The following is a 15,518-nucleotide window of genomic DNA, read 5'->3' as shown; positions in this document are numbered from 1 at the left end:
CTCAATAACGCCATGTCGATCACTCCATAGCCCCCGCTGAAAACACGCGAGGGAAGGTTCAAACATGGGTCAATTCTCAATGGAAATATCAGGCCAAGCCGGGTCACTTCTCAATGGAAATCAACAAAAAGCAGCCTAGGACACTCAGATGCTAAACATGAGACACAGTTCTAATGTTCTGCAAGTAGAACCAATAACTGTAGCAGTAGTTATTGTATTGCTAGTATCTACTTTGTCTTTTTGCTCTAAACAAGATACTATAAAAGCGAGTATTTCCTACAAGGAAAATGTAGTTCAGAAAAAAGAAAATGAATTCTCGTTTGATATAGGAGAAGGTTGTCGAAGCGTAGATTTATCACACAAGTATTCAATAAAAGAAGAAGCTCAAATCGAATTTAGCTCAAGCCCATTCTTTGATTTAGATCAAGATATATTAACTCAAGTTAAGAAGAAAATATTTGAAGACATAAGAAAACAGGAGAAACTATCTACCACAAAGGAAATAGAATACTCAGCAATAGCCAGAATGGATTGTAGTGAAAAAAGAATTTGCTACTGGATAACTGACTATAAGGTTGGAGATATTATGTTTTATACGTCCGATAAGAGATCGTCTGCAACGTTTGATTTTCCAGTCAGAACCGAATTAAAGTGTGAAAAATCAACGACATAGGTCTGACGATTTTGCCTTAAACGGAATGCCAACATTGATAATGTTTTCGTTACTAATTGCGTCATCAATTCTTTTATCAAGATCAGAGTCAAACAGACCTTGGTCGCATAATCGTCTGGTGAGACTTTTTTCTGTAAAAAGGTCTATTTCTGCCTTTTTACCATCTCGTTTCTCACCTAAAAGCTTTGCTACTATTTGAAAATCCGATTTTTCTTCAAAAGAATCAGTCATAATATTATACCTATTGTTATATATCTACATTTCGAAATAATATCTGATTATCATAACATTATATATTACAATTTCATGAATATTTGCTGTCTTTGACAGTGATTTTACTGACGTTGGACGTGCTTTCTTCCAAGGCTATTTGGCAATCTTTCAAAAATTGCTCATTTCATAAAGTCGTTCGCTGATCCTATTTGCCATCGGCGGAGCAGCGAAATTCCAATCCCGCTGGAAGTCCGGGCCGGACGCGGGATTTTGGAAACCCTAGCTTGAGGGGTTTCCTTTGGCGCGAGGACGGCGGTTATGCGCGGGCCGCGCCGCCTTGTCGCGCGTTGCTGCTGCTTTTGACATTCGAGCAGCCTTTTCCCGGTCCGCATCAGGTTCAATGATGGACTCCCACCCGGTCATCCCCATCAGCACGCGATCCGCATGTTTGATGGTATTGACATGTCCATAGTGGTTTTCGATCATCTTAACCGATGTTCCCATTTGCTCGGCCAGAATATAGACATCGACGCCTTCGCTCAGTCGCATCGTCGCGTAAGTATGCCTGAAACAATAGGTGGAGCGAGGAATATCGCCGGGTCCGTCTCTTAAGTCCGCTTCTTCAAGCAACTGCTTGACTGTATCGCTATAGAGAAATTTCGCAGGCTTCCCGTTGATGATGGTGAAGACCGCATCGTCAGGTCGGGTCGCCTTGGAAAGCGTCTTCACCCTCTCCAAATAGTCGCCCACGCTCTTTGGGGCGACCAGTTTACGGGACTTTCCCTTTCCCCGCACAGACAAGACGACAATTTCTTGTCCGTTGCGGTCGTTGGCATGCGTAACATCTTGCCAGCGCAAATTTTTGGCTTCGGACGGACGCATACCGGTGTTGCACATGATCAGAATAAAATTATAGCAGATGGTACGATACCAAGTACCTTGAGGACTGGTTGCCTTTTTAATCCAGGCACGGCCAACGCTATGGAGTTTGCGATACTCTTCTGTCGTAAACGCATCGCGTTTGGGCATTTTGAGCTTTGGTCTGCCTTCAAAACGGTGGCTCGCAGGCACATAGCGTTTACTGATAGCGAAATTGATAACAGCCTTGAACGCCCCCATCTCGGTTGAGATGGTTGAATCGCTGACCTGTTCGCGAAACCGTCCGGTGCCGTTTTCCCGCCGCCAGGTTGGATATTGCGTCCAACGGTCCTGACCTATGAGATGAATTTGCGTACTGCCGACATAGTCTTCCAGCGCGCATTCGAAAATGTTTTTCAGGTTTTTGATGCGGTTAGCCGAAATCTCTCCGGCATTCGCGCGGCGCTGCTGAACCGCCAGATACTCTTCGGCAACCTTACGAAAAGGTCGGTTGAACACAGCCACATCATGTTTGATGCGAAAACGGATTTCCGCGTCCTGATCCAGCGCACGATCTCGCGCTAATTCCCGGTCGGGTGTCCGTAGCGACATCGTCTTATAGCGATCTTCATTCGGCAGCTTAATGCGGCAATAGAAGTTGTTATGCGTGACATCGCCGCGCCGGAAAATAATCAAGCCAGTTTTGATCCGCTCCTTATCGACAATAAACGCCATCCTCATACGCTCCACTGTGCAGAAACCGTGCAGATTTGAGGCCTAACCTATTGACGTCTCGTACCTGTGTAGGTTCTGTGTAGCCGATTATAGCAAAAATAGTCCTTATTTTCCATATATTTATTATGATCTTTTCACTCCGACCATTTTTCCCAATAACTTAGCTTTTTTTGAAAATATCCGCCCGGCAGATTGCCCGCGTGGTATCTGGCCGTTTTGACGGGTTCGATCCGGATAGCGGCAGACAGCATTGCGTGCAGGCTCATGCGCTTCCGATCCGAGCTTCATCCTCTCCTGCGTGAACAAACAAATCTGCTGCCTGAGGCCGGCGCGGTCCTTGTTCGTGGCGCTGCCGCCGGGCCTTCCGAACGGTTTGGCACCGGTCAAGCGAACTTGTGGCCGCGCAGAGACTGCAGAAGTGTCACCTTCGATCTTCTGAGGTGCTTGAGAGCCGCAGCTTCCGACTTCTCCACGTCATGGGCCAGGATCGCATTGATCCATTCCAGATGCTCTTCTATGGCGGCGGCATTGCGCTCCAGCTCATCGCGTTTGTCCCACATGTAATGGTAGTGGAAGATCAGCTTGATGAGCTTTTGAGCTTCCAGGACAAACCGGTTCTTGACGACGCTGTTTATGGCTGAATGGAACTTTTCATCCAGCAGAGAGAAGTCATGGTACCGGTCCTTGAGGACCGCCTTCAGGTCCTCATGCTCCTGCTTCAACGTCTCAAGTTTCTGCCAGATTTCATGTTCGGGCGGCAGGGTGAGCAACTGCCTTACCGCATTCAGTTCAAGGACCATTCTGAAATCGGAAAGTTCAATCGCGAATTCCGACGTAAACCCCAAAAGGAACCAGCCGCCTCTGGGACGCCGCTCCACGAGACCGAGCCGGCTGAGACCTGCCAGAAACTCCTGAAGGTTGTGAACCGGAACACCGAATTGCCGGGAGAACTGGGCGACATTGAGAGCCGTGCCGGCCGGAACGTCGAAACGCAGGATCCACTCAAAGAACCGTTGTTCCAGCTCCTCCGTGGACAGCGTGCCTTCTTCCACCTCGAGACGGTGTTCAGGCTCAGGCTTGCGGATCAGGGTCTTGTTCCTGCCCTCCCAGCGAATGAGCTTGTCCGAGTCCAGCTTCTGAAGAGCGCTGCGCACAATCGTCCGGCTGACGTCCATCCTGTCGGCAAGCACGGTCTCGGCGGGCAATTGGCCGCCAATGTCCATGCTGCCGCAGATGTCCAGCAATCTGTTGTATGCGCTTCTGAATCGATCGTCCGTTCTCGCCATGCCGCAACCTAACATATCCGGAATGCTCAACAATTCCCGATTCTGTACTGATTTATAAAATACTATTGACAGGGGAAGAGGCTCACTCTCATATTGTATTTAATTATTAAATTCAAAATACGATCGGGAGGACATATGGCGGATCTTGATCGAGGGGCGGCGCCGGCCTTCTGGACATTCAAACTCTCTCCGGGCTCATACCACAAGCTGTCGGCACTGTTGACGCTCGCCCTTCTGATCTTCGCGTTCTCCTTCGGGAACGCCGCCTTTTTCTCGGTCAACAACGGGCTGACGGTGCTCCTGCAGACCTCCGTTATCGGCCTGCTCGGGATAGGCATGACGCTCGTCATCATCACCGGAGGCATCGATCTCAGCGTCGGGTCTGTTCTGGCGCTGTCCGGAACGATCACGGGATTGAGCGTCAAGGCGGGCATTCCCGTGGCGCCCGCCATGGCAATCGGTGTTATGGCCGGGGCGGCCTGCGGGTTTGTGAATGGGTTTGTCATCACCAAGATGAAAATCACGCCGTTTGTGGCAACGCTCGGCATGATGCTGATCGCACGCGGCCTTGCCCTTCAACTGACGGGCGCAGCACCAATTTCACGGTTGGGCGAGAGCTTCGGCCTGCTTGGCAACGGCTCCCTGTTCCGCATTGTCGAAAAAACCGGCGGCATCTTCCCGAAGGTCGTTTTCCCGGGGATCCCTTATCCGGTGATCCTGCTGGCCGTCGTAGCCGTCGCAGCCGCCTACCTTTTGAGGCGCCGCCAAACAGGGCGCCATATCTACGCCACTGGCTCCAACGAGGAAGCCGCCCGCCTGTCCGGCGTCCTGGTCGACCGGACAAAAATCTTCGCCTATGCACTTTCAGGGGCTCTGGCCGGTCTTGCCGGAAACGTCCTTATGTCGCGCCTGGTAACGGTCCAGCCCAACGAAGGCGTGATGTACGAACTCGACGCGATCGCGGCAGCCGTCATCGGCGGGGCATCTCTCATGGGCGGCATCGGCAACATCTCAGGAACGATGATCGGCGCTGCCATCATCGGAGTTCTCCGCAACGGCCTGAACATGGCCGGGGTGTCGGCATTCATCCAGCAAATCGTGATCGGCGTGATCGTCATTCTGGCTGTCTACATCGATCAGATCAGAAACCGGCGTTGAGGAAGCCGGCCGGCAAACCAAGGCAACTTCAGATAGAGGAGGAATATTATGAAGAAGCTTATTACTGCAGCGATGACGGTGAGTGCGCTCGCCCTCTCCACCGGTGCCTCGCAAGCAGGCGAAATCGCAGTTATCGTCAAGACAACCAATTCCAACTTCTGGCAGAACGTCAACAAGGGCGCTTCCGCCGCGATCGAGGGCCAGAAAGACCACACGATGACCTTCAACGGCCCGGCTTCGGAGTCCGCCGTTGCAGACCAAGTCAACCTCGTTGAAAACGCGGTGAACCGCGGCGTATCCGGCATTGTTCTGGCCCCATCCGATCCGGAAGCGCTTATCCCTGCCGTCAAGAAGGCGTTCGAGGCCGAAATCCCGGTCGTCATCATCGATTCCGCCCTCTCCGACAGCGGCAAGGACTATTATCAGAGCTTCCTGTCGACGGATAACTGCGCAGCCGGTCAGCTGGTTGCTGACAAGATGATCTCCGAGATCGGCACCGAAGGCAAAGTGGCAGTCATGTCCTATGTCGCGGGCGTTGGGTCGGAAATCGGCCGCGTTGGCTGCTTTACGAAGCAGATCGAGGCAAAGTCGAAGATCGAAATCGTCGGCCCCTATTACTCCCAGTCCCAGATGGCCACTGCGCTGAACCAGACGACCGACGTTCTGGCGGCGAACCCTGATCTCGACGGGATTTTCGGTGCCAATGAACCGACGGCCATTGGCATGGGACGCGCGCTGGTGCAGTCCGGCAAGGCCGGAAAGGTCAAGGCGATCGGATTTGACGGGAACACCGACCTCCAGGACTTCGTCCGGGACGGCACCCTGGCCGCAACTGCTGTGCAGGGATCGTTCCAGATGGGCGAAATCGGTGTCCAGACTCTCCTGAAGCTGCTGAGCGGTGAAACCGTTCCGAGCTACATCGACACCGGTGTCGTTCTGGCGACCAAGGCCAACATCGATCAGCCGGAAGTCCAGAACGTCCTCTACTAAACCGAAGCAACGTGACCGGGGGCCTGCTCTCAAGGCTTCCGGTCCTTATCTCCTGTCGATTGGGACCTGGAACATGAAACCAGATGCTCCGTCTGCGGCACCGCTGGTGCAAATGGACAACATAGAAAAGCACTTCGGCGGGGTTCGAGCTGTCAACGGCGTGTCCCTTGATCTTTATCCCGGGGAGGTCGTCGGCGTTCTCGGCCATAACGGCGCCGGTAAGTCCTGCCTGATGCGCATTCTGTCCGGCGCGATGCTCCCGAGCCAGGGCACCATCAAGGTGAACGGCGAGATCGCTGAGATCCAGACGCCACATGATGCCCGGGACCTCGGGATTGAGACGATCTACCAGACCCTGGCTCTGGCAGATCATCTGAACGCCCCGGCAAACCTCTTTCTCGGCCGCGAACTGAAAACGAGGTTCGGCAATCTTGATGACACAAAAATGATGTCCGAGGCCGTCCGCGTGCTGAAAAGACTCAATCCGAATTTCAAGAACCTGAACGATCCGGTCTCCAGCCTGTCCGGCGGGCAGCGGCAGGTCATTGCGATCGCAAGGGCAATCTATTTCAACGTGAAAATCCTCATCATGGATGAACCGACAGCCGCTCTCGGCCCTTCGGAGACAGCCATGGTGAGCGCCCTGATCAGGCAATTGCGCGACGAAGGCATCGGCATTCTGCTTGTCAGCCACGACATGCACGACGTGTTCGAGCTCTGTGACCGTGTCGTCGTCATGAACAAGGGCCGCAAAGTCGGCTCGCACCCGATTGAAGACGTTACAAAGGACGATGTGTTGAGCCTGATTATAAAGGGCGAGCTGCCGCATAACTGGGTTCCGAGGAGCAGGGAAACCATTCAATGAATATCGAACAGAACAAACACCCGGCAGCGGCGCAGGCTATGGCCTGCGGCACAGTGGTAGAGCCCGGTCTCTTCAGGATAGAGCAACGCGAGCTGCCTGTAATTGCGCCGGAAGGCTGGGCGCTTGTCGATATCGCCGCGGCCGGGATTTGCGGCACGGACTATCATATATTCGAGGGCAAGCATCCGTTCCTGAACTATCCGCGGGTCATCGGCCATGAATTGAGCGGACGGATCGCGAGGAGCACCGGAAACTGGGCGGAAGGCGAGCTGGTGGTCGTCAATCCCTATTTGTCCTGCAACCACTGCCGCGCCTGCAGGCGCGGCAAACCGAATTGCTGCAGCAGCATCGAGGTTCTGGGCGTTCACCGCGATGGCGGCCTGTGTGCCCGCATCGCCGTACCGGAAGAAAACCTTTATCCAGCGACGGGGCTGAGCGAGATCCAGGCGGCGATGGTGGAATTCCTGGCAATTGGCGCCCATGCCGTGCGGCGGGCCACCCTGTCGGCGGAGGACCGCGTTCTGGTGACCGGCGCGGGTCCCATTGGTCTCGGCGCAGCGCTCTTCGCGCGCCTGTCCGGAGCCGAGGTCCATCTTCTGGACATCAGCCAGACCCGGCTTGCCCAGGCGAGAGAGAAATTCGGCTTCACCGACACGCATCTGGCCGGCAGCGACATTCTTTCCGGGCCGCTCGCGGACGGTTTCGATGTCGTCTTCGATGCGACCGGAAATGCCAAGGCCATCGAAGCCGGTTTTCCGCTCCTTGCCCATGGCAGCCGCTATGTATTGGTGAGCGTCGTCAAGGAAACCATCAGCTTCAGCGACCCGGAGTTCCACAAGCGCGAGGCGCAGATCATCGGCAGCCGCAATGCGACCCGGGAAGACTTCGAGACCGTGATGACGGCCATCCGGGAGGGCCGGATCGACACCGGTGCGCTTTGCACGCTGACGCTTCGCCTGGAGGATCTTCCCGCGCGGTTCGGCGAACTGGCGGAGGACCGCGAGGCCCTGATCAAAGCCATCGTAACTTTGTAAGTTCACCTCAGGATCCGAGCTGCCGTTCGGCGGGAACCGTCATCGCAACCAAGCATCATCAGACGGCTGATTTCGCATTCACTGCGATCGAATAGACCGAAGAGGTTGCGGTGATCAGCAACCGGTTCCCGCGGGTGCCGCCAAAGCAGAGATTGGACACGACTTCCGGCACCAGGATCTTGCCGAGCCGGCTTCCATCCGGATGAAAGCAATGGATCCCGTCAGCAGCCGAACTCCACAGATGGCCGGCGGCATCGACACGCATCCCATCCGGAAGCCCCTTGTCGATCTCGGCGAAGACATGATCCGACAGGATCTTGCCGGTTTCGTCCAGCCGGAACGCGCGGATGACGGATGGAACATCTGCATCGTGGCTGGAGCCGGATTCGGCCACATAGAGCAGGCTTTCGTCGGGCGAGAAGGCGAGACCGTTCGGCTGGACAAAATCCGTGATCATTGCCTCGACCTTGCCGGTGACCGGATCGATGCGGAAGACATTACGGGCGGACTGTTCGGGATCTGCCGCGTAGCCTTCATAGTCGCTCAGAATGCCGTAGGTCGGATCCGTGAACCAGATGGCGCCGTTCGCCTGCACGATGACGTCGTTCGGGGAATTCAGGCGTTTGCCCTGATAGCTGTCTGCGAGCACCGTCCGGCTGCCGTCGATCTCGGTGCGGGTCACGGACCGTGTTCCGTGCTGACAGGAGACCAGACGGCCCTGACGGTCACGGGTGTTGCCATTGCTGTATCCGGAGGGATGGCGGAAGGTGCTGACATGACCGTCGAGCGTCAGCCGCATCATCCGGTTTCCCGGAATATCGGAGAAAAGCAGATGCTGATGATCGGCGAACCAGACGGGACCTTCCGTCCATTCGAACCCGGCCGCGATCTGATGCAATCTGGCATTCTTCTGGATGAGCGCCTGAAATCTCGGGTCGTCAATCCGATAAGGCGAAGAGATACTGTTCATACTGATCTGCCCTTTCCGGATGCGGCAGCAACAATTGCGATGATGATGGCGCCCGTCATGATCAGGCGCACACCTGCGCCAAACCCGTAGGAATTCAACATCGAAACAACCAGGAACATCAGAAGCGCCCCGCCCCAGATGCCGGGAACATTCGAATTTCCGCCAGCGATGGAGCTGCCTCCGATGACGACGACGGCAATGGAGATCAGGAGATATTCCGTGCCCATGTTCAGCGCCGCTCCTCCCGAAAAACTCGCCAGAAGATAGCCGGTGAGCGAGGCCAGCACCGCGGAGGAGATGTAGGTGGCAGCCCGGACAGCCTCCACCGGCACCCCGCTCAGCCGCGCGGCGCGGGTGTTCTGGCCAAAAGCCGAGACCCACCGGCCGAAGATGGACCGTTCAAGCAGGACCCAGCTCACGACGGCGATCAGAATGCCGATGATCGTGAGATTGGGAATTCCTCCAGTTGAACCGGTCGCAAAATCCGCAAGGGCCTCGGGCGGCTTGATCCTGAGGCCGCGGTTCCACCAGATTGCGAGCGACTGATAGAGGAACGATGCCGACAGGGTCGCGATGATCGGCGGGATGCGCAACAGACGGATCAGCAGGTAGTTGAAGGCCCCTGCAGCGATGCCAACCGCAAGAGCATTTCCCAGTCCCGGCAGGATCAGGGCCGTCTGACCGTCCATGAACTTCAGCGACAACGTGCCTGCCAGGGTCATGGTTGCCGGAATGGACAGATCGACGTTTCCCGGTCCAAGGGTAATGACGAACATCTGGCCAATGCCGACGATTGCGGAAAACGAGGCAAAGGTGAGCGCTGCGGACAACAGTTCGCCGCCGCCGCGTCCCTCGGATAAGGTGAGGGTAGCGAAGAAAGCGATCGTGCTGGCGGCAAATGCCCAGAACCAGGGGCGCCTTAGAATGGCAAGGAGTAGCGAAAGCCGGGAGCTAGCCATTGTTAGCGACCCTCCATTTCTTGCCGTGCCGGGAGAACAGCAGCCGGACAGCGAGGACCAGAATAAGGATTGCGCCCTGCGCGCCGATCTGCCAGTCCGGCGACAGCCGCATGAAAGAGAGAAAGCTTCCGGCAAGAGCCAGCGTCAGTGCACCGATCACCGCTCCAACAGGGGAAACCCTGCCGCCTGTAAACTCCCCTCCTCCCAGAATGACCCCGGCAATCGAGAGCAATGTGTAGCGAAGGGCAATGTTCGCATCCGCCGACGTCGTCAGCCCGACAAGGCAGATACCTGAAAGAACGCCGAAGAAGCCGGCCAGCGCATAGGCGCCCGCCTTCAGCCCTGTCACGGACCAGCCGGATCTCGCAACGGCCTGGGCGTTACCGCCAACGGCCCGCAGGAGTGTGCCGGTCGCGGACCGCATAATCAGCAGATGCGTCAATCCTGCAATCAGCAAGCACGCGACCACAGCCATTGGAACCAGCGGCGGCTTGACGGTCATCACGGCCCGTATCCATGCCGGAGATGTGCCGCCCGGCGAGGGCAAAAGCAGCACCGCGAGGCCGCCCCAGACGAAGGACATGCCGAGGGTCACCACGATTGCCGGAAGCTGGCGCAGGTGAATGAGCGCGCCGATCGCCGCGTAGGCAAGGATCGATGCCAAGAGGATCGCCGCGCCCAGGAGAGGAGCCTCGTTCAGGAACGTGGCGGTCACGCAGGCAACGAAACTAACAAATGTCCCGATCGAAAGATCGATATCATTGACCATGATCACCATCATCTGGGCAATGGTCGCCAGAGCAATCGGGATGGCAAGATTGAAGAGCAGGTTCAGCCCGAAGTAGCTCATCGCCCGCGGCTGAAGATAGAAGACCGCCGCGAGCAGCACCGCCAGCGACAGAACAGGAAGAAGAATTCTGTACCGGCTGCTCATGCGCCGTCCCCCTGCATTTCGAACGAAGCAGCCAGAATGTTCTCCTCATTGATATCGGATCCTGTCAGTTCCGCTGAAATCCGGCCGTTCCGGAAGACAAATACCCGGTCGCACTGGCAGACCTCGTCGGTTTCCGTCGAATACCAGAGGAACGTGCGCCCTCTCCCGGCTTCCCAGCGGATCATCTCATAGGCCTCCTGCTTGGTGCCGACATCAACGCCGCGCATGGGGTCGTCCATCACCACGATTGGTGCGGTGGACGCGAGCGCCCGGGCAAAGAGCACCTTTTGCTGATTGCCCCCGGACAGGGACAGAATGAGGTTCTCCAGATTGTCCGTCCGGATGCCGATGCGTTCCTTCCAGTCCGCTCCCAGCTTCCGTTCCGCAGCGGAGACCACAAGGCCATGACGGACAAGGCTGGGCAGATGCGTCAGGGTGAGATTGCGAAGGATCGACCAGAGCGGCATGACACCATCACGGCCCCTGTCTCCGGCAACGAACGCGACTTCCGGTTCCTTCACCTGCCGAAGCCCCCCTGACCGGGACATGAAAAAGCGCGCCAGGGCTTCTGCCTGGCCATGTCCGGCAAGGCCAGCCAGCCCGACGATTTCCCCTTTGCGGGCGGTCAGGCCTTCCGTTGTCCTCAGAACTTCGCCCCCAATGCGCTGACCGCTTTCGACTGCACTTCCGGCCTCAGCCTTTTCCTTCGCAACATGCCCCATGGCATTGATCAGGCTCTGCGGGGTGAAGTCCGAAGCCGGTTTGCTGGCGATGATCTTGCCGTCCTTCATGACGTCAATTCGGGTTGCCACCTCGAACACCTCGCCAAGCATGTGCGAGATGAAGATGACCGCACCGCCGTTTGCGCAGAACCTGCGCACATGTTGCAGCAGTTGCCGGGCTATCGCGGCATCCAGAGAAGAGGTCGGTTCGTCAAGGATGACAAGGCGTGCCGGCGTTGCGCCCTCGGCAAAACCGGCAGCGATTTCCACCATCTGCCGTTCTGCCAGAGTCAGATCCCCGACTGTCATGCCCGGTTCGATCCGGTGGTCAGGGAAGATCTCGTCGAGAGCCCTGGAAATGCGTCCCGCGGCGGTCTTACGCCAGCCGAAACCTGTGAGATCGCGATGGGGAACGCGCAGGTTCTCCATCACGGTAAGATTGGGGCAGAGCGAAAGCTCCTGGAAGACGCTGCGGATACCGCAAGCCCTTGCGAATGCAGCCCCTGTGCCCACGGTACCGTCGGCGAGCGTGTATTGCACAGAGCCGCTGGTTGGCGTCAGTCCGCCATTGATCACATTGACGGCCGTGGATTTGCCAGCACCGTTGTGACCGATCAGACCGACGCATTCGCCGGGACTGATGGTCAGACTGACCCCGTCGAGCGCGCGCACCGCACCGAAGTGCACGCACGCGCCCGAAAGAGCAACCAACGGGACATCCGATTCCGGTCCACCGGCGCCAGTTGCCAGTTGCAAGTCAGCCTCTCCCTTACTTGGCGCCAGCGATGACGGCCTTGGCGTCTTCCAGGCTGTATTCGACGTTGGCCACCGACCCTACGGGCGTGGAAGCAAGGGTTTCGTCGAGCGTGTCCTGGGTCACCTTCAGGAAGGGCACGGTCAGATCCTTGGGCACTTCAGCCCCGTCCAGGATCTGCTGGGCAACCCAGAAGGCGAGCGTTCCGACCCCCGGAGCAATAGAGAGCGACAAGGTTTCATAGCCGTTCTCGTCACGCGCACTGGCCCACCATTTCATCTCGTCCTGGCGGTTCCCCATCACGATAATCGGGGTCTCGCGTCCAGCCGCCTTGATGGCCTGCGCTGCGCCGTAGCCGTCACCGCCCTGGGTCACGACCCCGGCAAGATCCGGAAGACTGGGCAGAATACCCGCGACCGCCTTCTGGGCGACATCCTGTGCCCAGTCGCCATGAACGGACCCGACGATCTTGAACTTCGGGAATTCCTTGACGCCCTGCTCTATGCCGGCGTGGATTTCATCATCCACGAAAACGCCCGCAAGTCCGCGGATTTCGAGAAGGTTGCCGCCATCTGGCAGACGCGAGGCCAGATACTCGACCTGCTGACGGCCCATTTCCTTGAAGTCCACGGCGATACGCCATGCGCAAGGTTCCGTGACGATGCCGTCGAAGGAAACGACCGTAATTCCGGCATCACAGGCTTCCTTGATCGCGCCGTTCAAGGCCGTCGGAGAGGCCGCGTTGACGACGATCGCATCATAGCCCTGCAGGATCATGTTCTGTATCTGGGCGGCCTGCTCGGTGGCCTGGTTTTCGGATGTGGTAAATGCATCGGCTGCGGCGGCGACCCCATCCGCGACGGCCTTGCCGCCGACTTTTGACCAGCTTTCCAGCATGGCCTGGCGCCACGAGTTGCCGGCGTAGTTGTTGGAAAGTGCGATACGTTTGTCCGCCGTGTCCGCAATCGCAGACCCCGGCAGGGCGAGCGCCACAAGAGCGGCAGCTCCCAATAACTTGGCTTTGCTGTTCATGTTTCCTCCCTGGCGCCGCGTGGCGCCATCAAAAAAGGACACGGTTCTCCCAAACGCGTCCGGCAGCCAGATTGATGAGGGAAGGGAAACGGGTAAAGCCATACTTACGCACCACGATTGCGGGAACCCGCAACTGTCATGCGAAGGAACGCCGGACTGACGGCTTGCCGTCGCAGTCCACCTACCGCACACTGAACGCCGGTAATCGGGAGGAGCTTGTCGTCACCATGCGGCAGGAAGCTAATGAAAATAAGGAGATGACGGAGCCCAATGCCCTCGTCTCCCTACTGCGCATTTCCAGCCATCTGGCCGGTCAGGTGGAAATCCGGGCTGCGCTGCGCTCGGTCAAGGCGGAAATAGAGAACCTGCTGCCGATCGACCACATGGACGTCTGTCTGGTGGACGACAAGGCCGCCTGGAACACCAGCTACGAAGTCGGCATCAAAACCCGCTGGAGCCTGTCACGCACACCGGTGGCGATTTCTCCGGTTCGCAGCATCCTGCTCGGCGAAACGGATTTCATGCTCACGGGCAACGCGATGGAGGATGAGCGGTACACCTACGAAGGGGCGCTGGCCCAGCCGATTATCAAGCACAAGCTCCGCAGCCGGGTGAACGTTGCCATGAAGGTTCTTGGCCGCACGATCGGCGCGCTGAACTGTTCCTCCTGCCTGCCTGATGTCTACGACGAGTCGACCGTCGTGCGGGTGAGGCAGATTGCCGATGTTCTCTCGCCGTATTTCTATTCCCTGCGCGCGAATGAAAAAGCCAAACGCGCGGCGGTCGTCAGGGCGGAGGCCCAGGCGCGGGAAGAAGGCCTGAGACAAGGCGCGCTGGAATTGACACGCGCCCTGGAACAGGAACGCCAGCGCATCGGCATGGACCTCCACGACCAGACGCTGGCCGATCTGACCCGGATCATGCGTGATGCGGAAAAGATGGTTTCGGCGGCCGACAAGGCGCAGGTGATCGACAGCATCCAGCATTGCATCGCAGACCTTCGCAGGATCATCGATACCGCCGTTCCCACGATCCTGGACCTGTTCGGCTTCGCACATGCCTTGCGCATACACCTGGAACGGGCAGTGGAAGACGTGGCGGCGGTAAAGCTGGAGACCGTGGACGAAACCGAGGGGCTGATCGACACCCTGGACCCCACCATCCGGATCGCTCTCTTCCGCATTGCCCAGGAAGCCATCAACAATGCGGCGCGCCACGCCGACGCAGACCACATCAGCGTCACCGTCAAACGCTTGAAGGCCGGGCTGCAGATGACGATCATGGACAATGGACGGGGATTGACCGCATCCGGCCGTTCACGGCAGGCCGGCAAGGCAACCGGAGGCCTTGCCCATATGCGCACCCGGGCAAGGCTGATTGCCGCAGAGTTCGGCATGTCACACAAGGACGGCACGACCGTTACGGTCAAGCTCCCGCTCGCCGGTCTCTCGAACCAGGCGCCTGTTTCCTACAGTGCCACGGAGGAGCCGGCATGAAGATACTCCTTGTCGAAGATGACCAGTTTCACGCGGGATACCTCAGCGAGGCGTTGCAGCAGGCCTTGCCGGAGGCAGACGAGATCTTTCACGCCGCGAACGGCGCCGAAGGCGAATTGCTGGCACGCAAGCACGCCATCTGCTTCGTGGTCATGGATCTGCAGATGAAGGAACGGAACGGCATCGACGCCGCCCGTACCATCTGGCGCGAAAGGTCGAAGACACGCATCCTGTTCTGGTCCAATTATTCCGACGAGGCTTATTTGCGCGGCATCGCCCGGATTGTCCCCCAAGAAACGTCCTATGGCTACGTGTTGAAGACCGCACCGCAGGAGCGGCTGCACCTGGCCCTCAGAGGCGTGTTCCTTGAAGCCCAGATCGTCGTGGATCAGGAAATACACCGGGTCCAGCAGCGCCAGATCCGGATGCACGACACGCTCACGGACAGTGAATATGCCGTCCTGATAGACATGGCCCTCGGACTGTCCGACAAGATCATTGCCATCCGGCAGGGCCTGTCCCTGCGCACGGTCCAGAACCGTCTGCTATCGCTCTATGACAAACTGGGCGTCGACAATCTGGAAACGGCTCCCGCAGACTTTGCGATCAACAAACGCACCCGCGCCATAACACGGGCCCTTAATCTGCGCGCCATCAATGCCGAAAGCCTTGAGAGTGCCGAGCGCGAGTTGCAGAGGTGGCTGGATACGCACCAAGGCCAGATCGAAAAAGTCCGCTGAACTCTTGAAATGAAAGAGCAAGCATCAGGCCAGCGATGCCAGAATGTGCAACGCCCGGAAGCCGGCCGTTCGCCCGACCTGCCGCAATCTGTGATGTCT

At 57.4% G+C, this 15,518-nt stretch carries 15 protein-coding genes; 7 read left to right on the top strand and 8 right to left on the bottom strand.

The genetic code is table 11. The features are described from left to right. Positions 1-157: 157 nt before the first annotated feature. Positions 158-673 (top strand): hypothetical protein, encoded by a 516-nt coding sequence (locus tag IG616_RS16990; RefSeq protein ID WP_192149355.1) that lies wholly within the window; start codon positions 158-160, stop codon positions 671-673. On the opposite strand, the gene IG616_RS16985 is transcribed toward IG616_RS16990, so the two are convergent. From IG616_RS16985 to IG616_RS16975, 3 genes are all read right to left on the bottom strand, one after another. Then, entirely contained in the window at positions 662-904 is a 243-nt protein-coding gene (locus tag IG616_RS16985; RefSeq protein WP_192149354.1) for a hypothetical protein, read from the bottom strand. The genes IG616_RS16990 and IG616_RS16985 overlap by 12 nt on opposite strands. A 261-nt stretch (positions 905-1,165) precedes the next feature. Continuing rightward, the gene (locus tag IG616_RS16980) at positions 1,166-2,479 is read right to left on the bottom strand and encodes a tyrosine-type recombinase/integrase (RefSeq protein WP_192149353.1); all 1,314 of its coding nucleotides are present in this window, start codon (positions 2,477-2,479) and stop codon (positions 1,166-1,168) included. 383 nt (positions 2,480-2,862) lie between these two features. Next, on the bottom strand, positions 2,863-3,723 hold the full coding sequence (locus IG616_RS16975) for a GntR family transcriptional regulator (protein ID WP_246476278.1): 861 nt from the start codon (positions 3,721-3,723) through the stop codon (positions 2,863-2,865). 177 nt (positions 3,724-3,900) lie between these two features. Between IG616_RS16975 and IG616_RS16970 the strand changes: the two genes are divergently transcribed. The 4 genes from IG616_RS16970 (at position 3,901) to IG616_RS16955 (ending at position 7,812) form a co-directional block, all read left to right on the top strand. Next, positions 3,901-4,923, top strand: coding sequence for an ABC transporter permease (locus IG616_RS16970; protein WP_192149352.1), 1,023 nt, complete (start codon positions 3,901-3,903; stop codon positions 4,921-4,923). 48 nt (positions 4,924-4,971) lie between these two features. Then, positions 4,972-5,913 carry an ABC transporter substrate-binding protein gene (locus tag IG616_RS16965; protein WP_192149351.1) on the top strand — a complete coding sequence of 314 codons (942 nt, stop codon included), beginning with the start codon at positions 4,972-4,974 and terminating at the stop codon, positions 5,911-5,913. Between the two features lie 73 nt (positions 5,914-5,986). Further along, positions 5,987-6,778 (top strand): ATP-binding cassette domain-containing protein, encoded by a 792-nt coding sequence (locus tag IG616_RS16960; protein ID WP_192149350.1) that lies wholly within the window; start codon positions 5,987-5,989, stop codon positions 6,776-6,778. 38 nt (positions 6,779-6,816) lie between these two features. Beyond that, positions 6,817-7,812: a zinc-binding alcohol dehydrogenase family protein gene (locus IG616_RS16955; RefSeq protein ID WP_209007686.1), complete on the top strand. Its 996-nt coding sequence runs from the start codon at positions 6,817-6,819 to the stop codon at positions 7,810-7,812. 58 nt (positions 7,813-7,870) lie between these two features. Here IG616_RS16955 and IG616_RS16950 read toward each other — a convergent pair whose 3' ends face one another. From IG616_RS16950 to IG616_RS16930, 5 genes are read right to left on the bottom strand one after another with little or no spacing between them, the layout of a single operon-like run. Then, the gene (locus IG616_RS16950; RefSeq protein WP_192149348.1) at positions 7,871-8,782 is read right to left on the bottom strand and encodes an SMP-30/gluconolactonase/LRE family protein; all 912 of its coding nucleotides are present in this window, start codon (positions 8,780-8,782) and stop codon (positions 7,871-7,873) included. Next, a complete protein-coding gene (locus IG616_RS16945) occupies positions 8,779-9,741 on the bottom strand; it encodes an ABC transporter permease (RefSeq protein ID WP_192149347.1) in 963 nt (320 codons plus the stop codon). The genes IG616_RS16950 and IG616_RS16945 overlap by 4 nt, the downstream gene beginning before the upstream one ends. Further along, a complete protein-coding gene (locus IG616_RS16940) occupies positions 9,734-10,675 on the bottom strand; it encodes an ABC transporter permease (protein WP_192149346.1) in 942 nt (313 codons plus the stop codon). Before IG616_RS16940 ends, IG616_RS16945 begins: the two co-directional genes overlap by 8 nt. Further along, positions 10,672-12,153, bottom strand: a complete 1,482-nt coding sequence (locus IG616_RS16935) for an ATP-binding cassette domain-containing protein (RefSeq protein WP_246476277.1) — start codon at positions 12,151-12,153, stop codon at positions 10,672-10,674. The genes IG616_RS16940 and IG616_RS16935 overlap by 4 nt, the downstream gene beginning before the upstream one ends. 13 nt (positions 12,154-12,166) lie before the next feature. Then, a complete protein-coding gene (locus IG616_RS16930) occupies positions 12,167-13,183 on the bottom strand; it encodes an ABC transporter substrate-binding protein (RefSeq protein ID WP_192149345.1) in 1,017 nt (338 codons plus the stop codon). 74 nt (positions 13,184-13,257) lie between these two features. Between IG616_RS16930 and IG616_RS16925 the strand changes: the two genes are divergently transcribed. Beyond that, positions 13,258-14,679: a sensor histidine kinase gene (locus IG616_RS16925; protein WP_246476276.1), complete on the top strand. Its 1,422-nt coding sequence runs from the start codon at positions 13,258-13,260 to the stop codon at positions 14,677-14,679. Then, positions 14,676-15,419 carry a response regulator transcription factor gene (locus IG616_RS16920; protein WP_192149344.1) on the top strand — a complete coding sequence of 248 codons (744 nt, stop codon included), beginning with the start codon at positions 14,676-14,678 and terminating at the stop codon, positions 15,417-15,419. Before IG616_RS16925 ends, IG616_RS16920 begins: the two co-directional genes overlap by 4 nt. Positions 15,420-15,518 lie beyond the last annotated feature (99 nt).

Source organism: Roseibium litorale, assembly GCF_014842915.1.
Classification (GTDB): Bacteria; Pseudomonadota; Alphaproteobacteria; order Rhizobiales; family Stappiaceae; genus Roseibium; species Roseibium litorale.
This window is presented reverse-complemented; position numbering and strand designations above follow the sequence as displayed.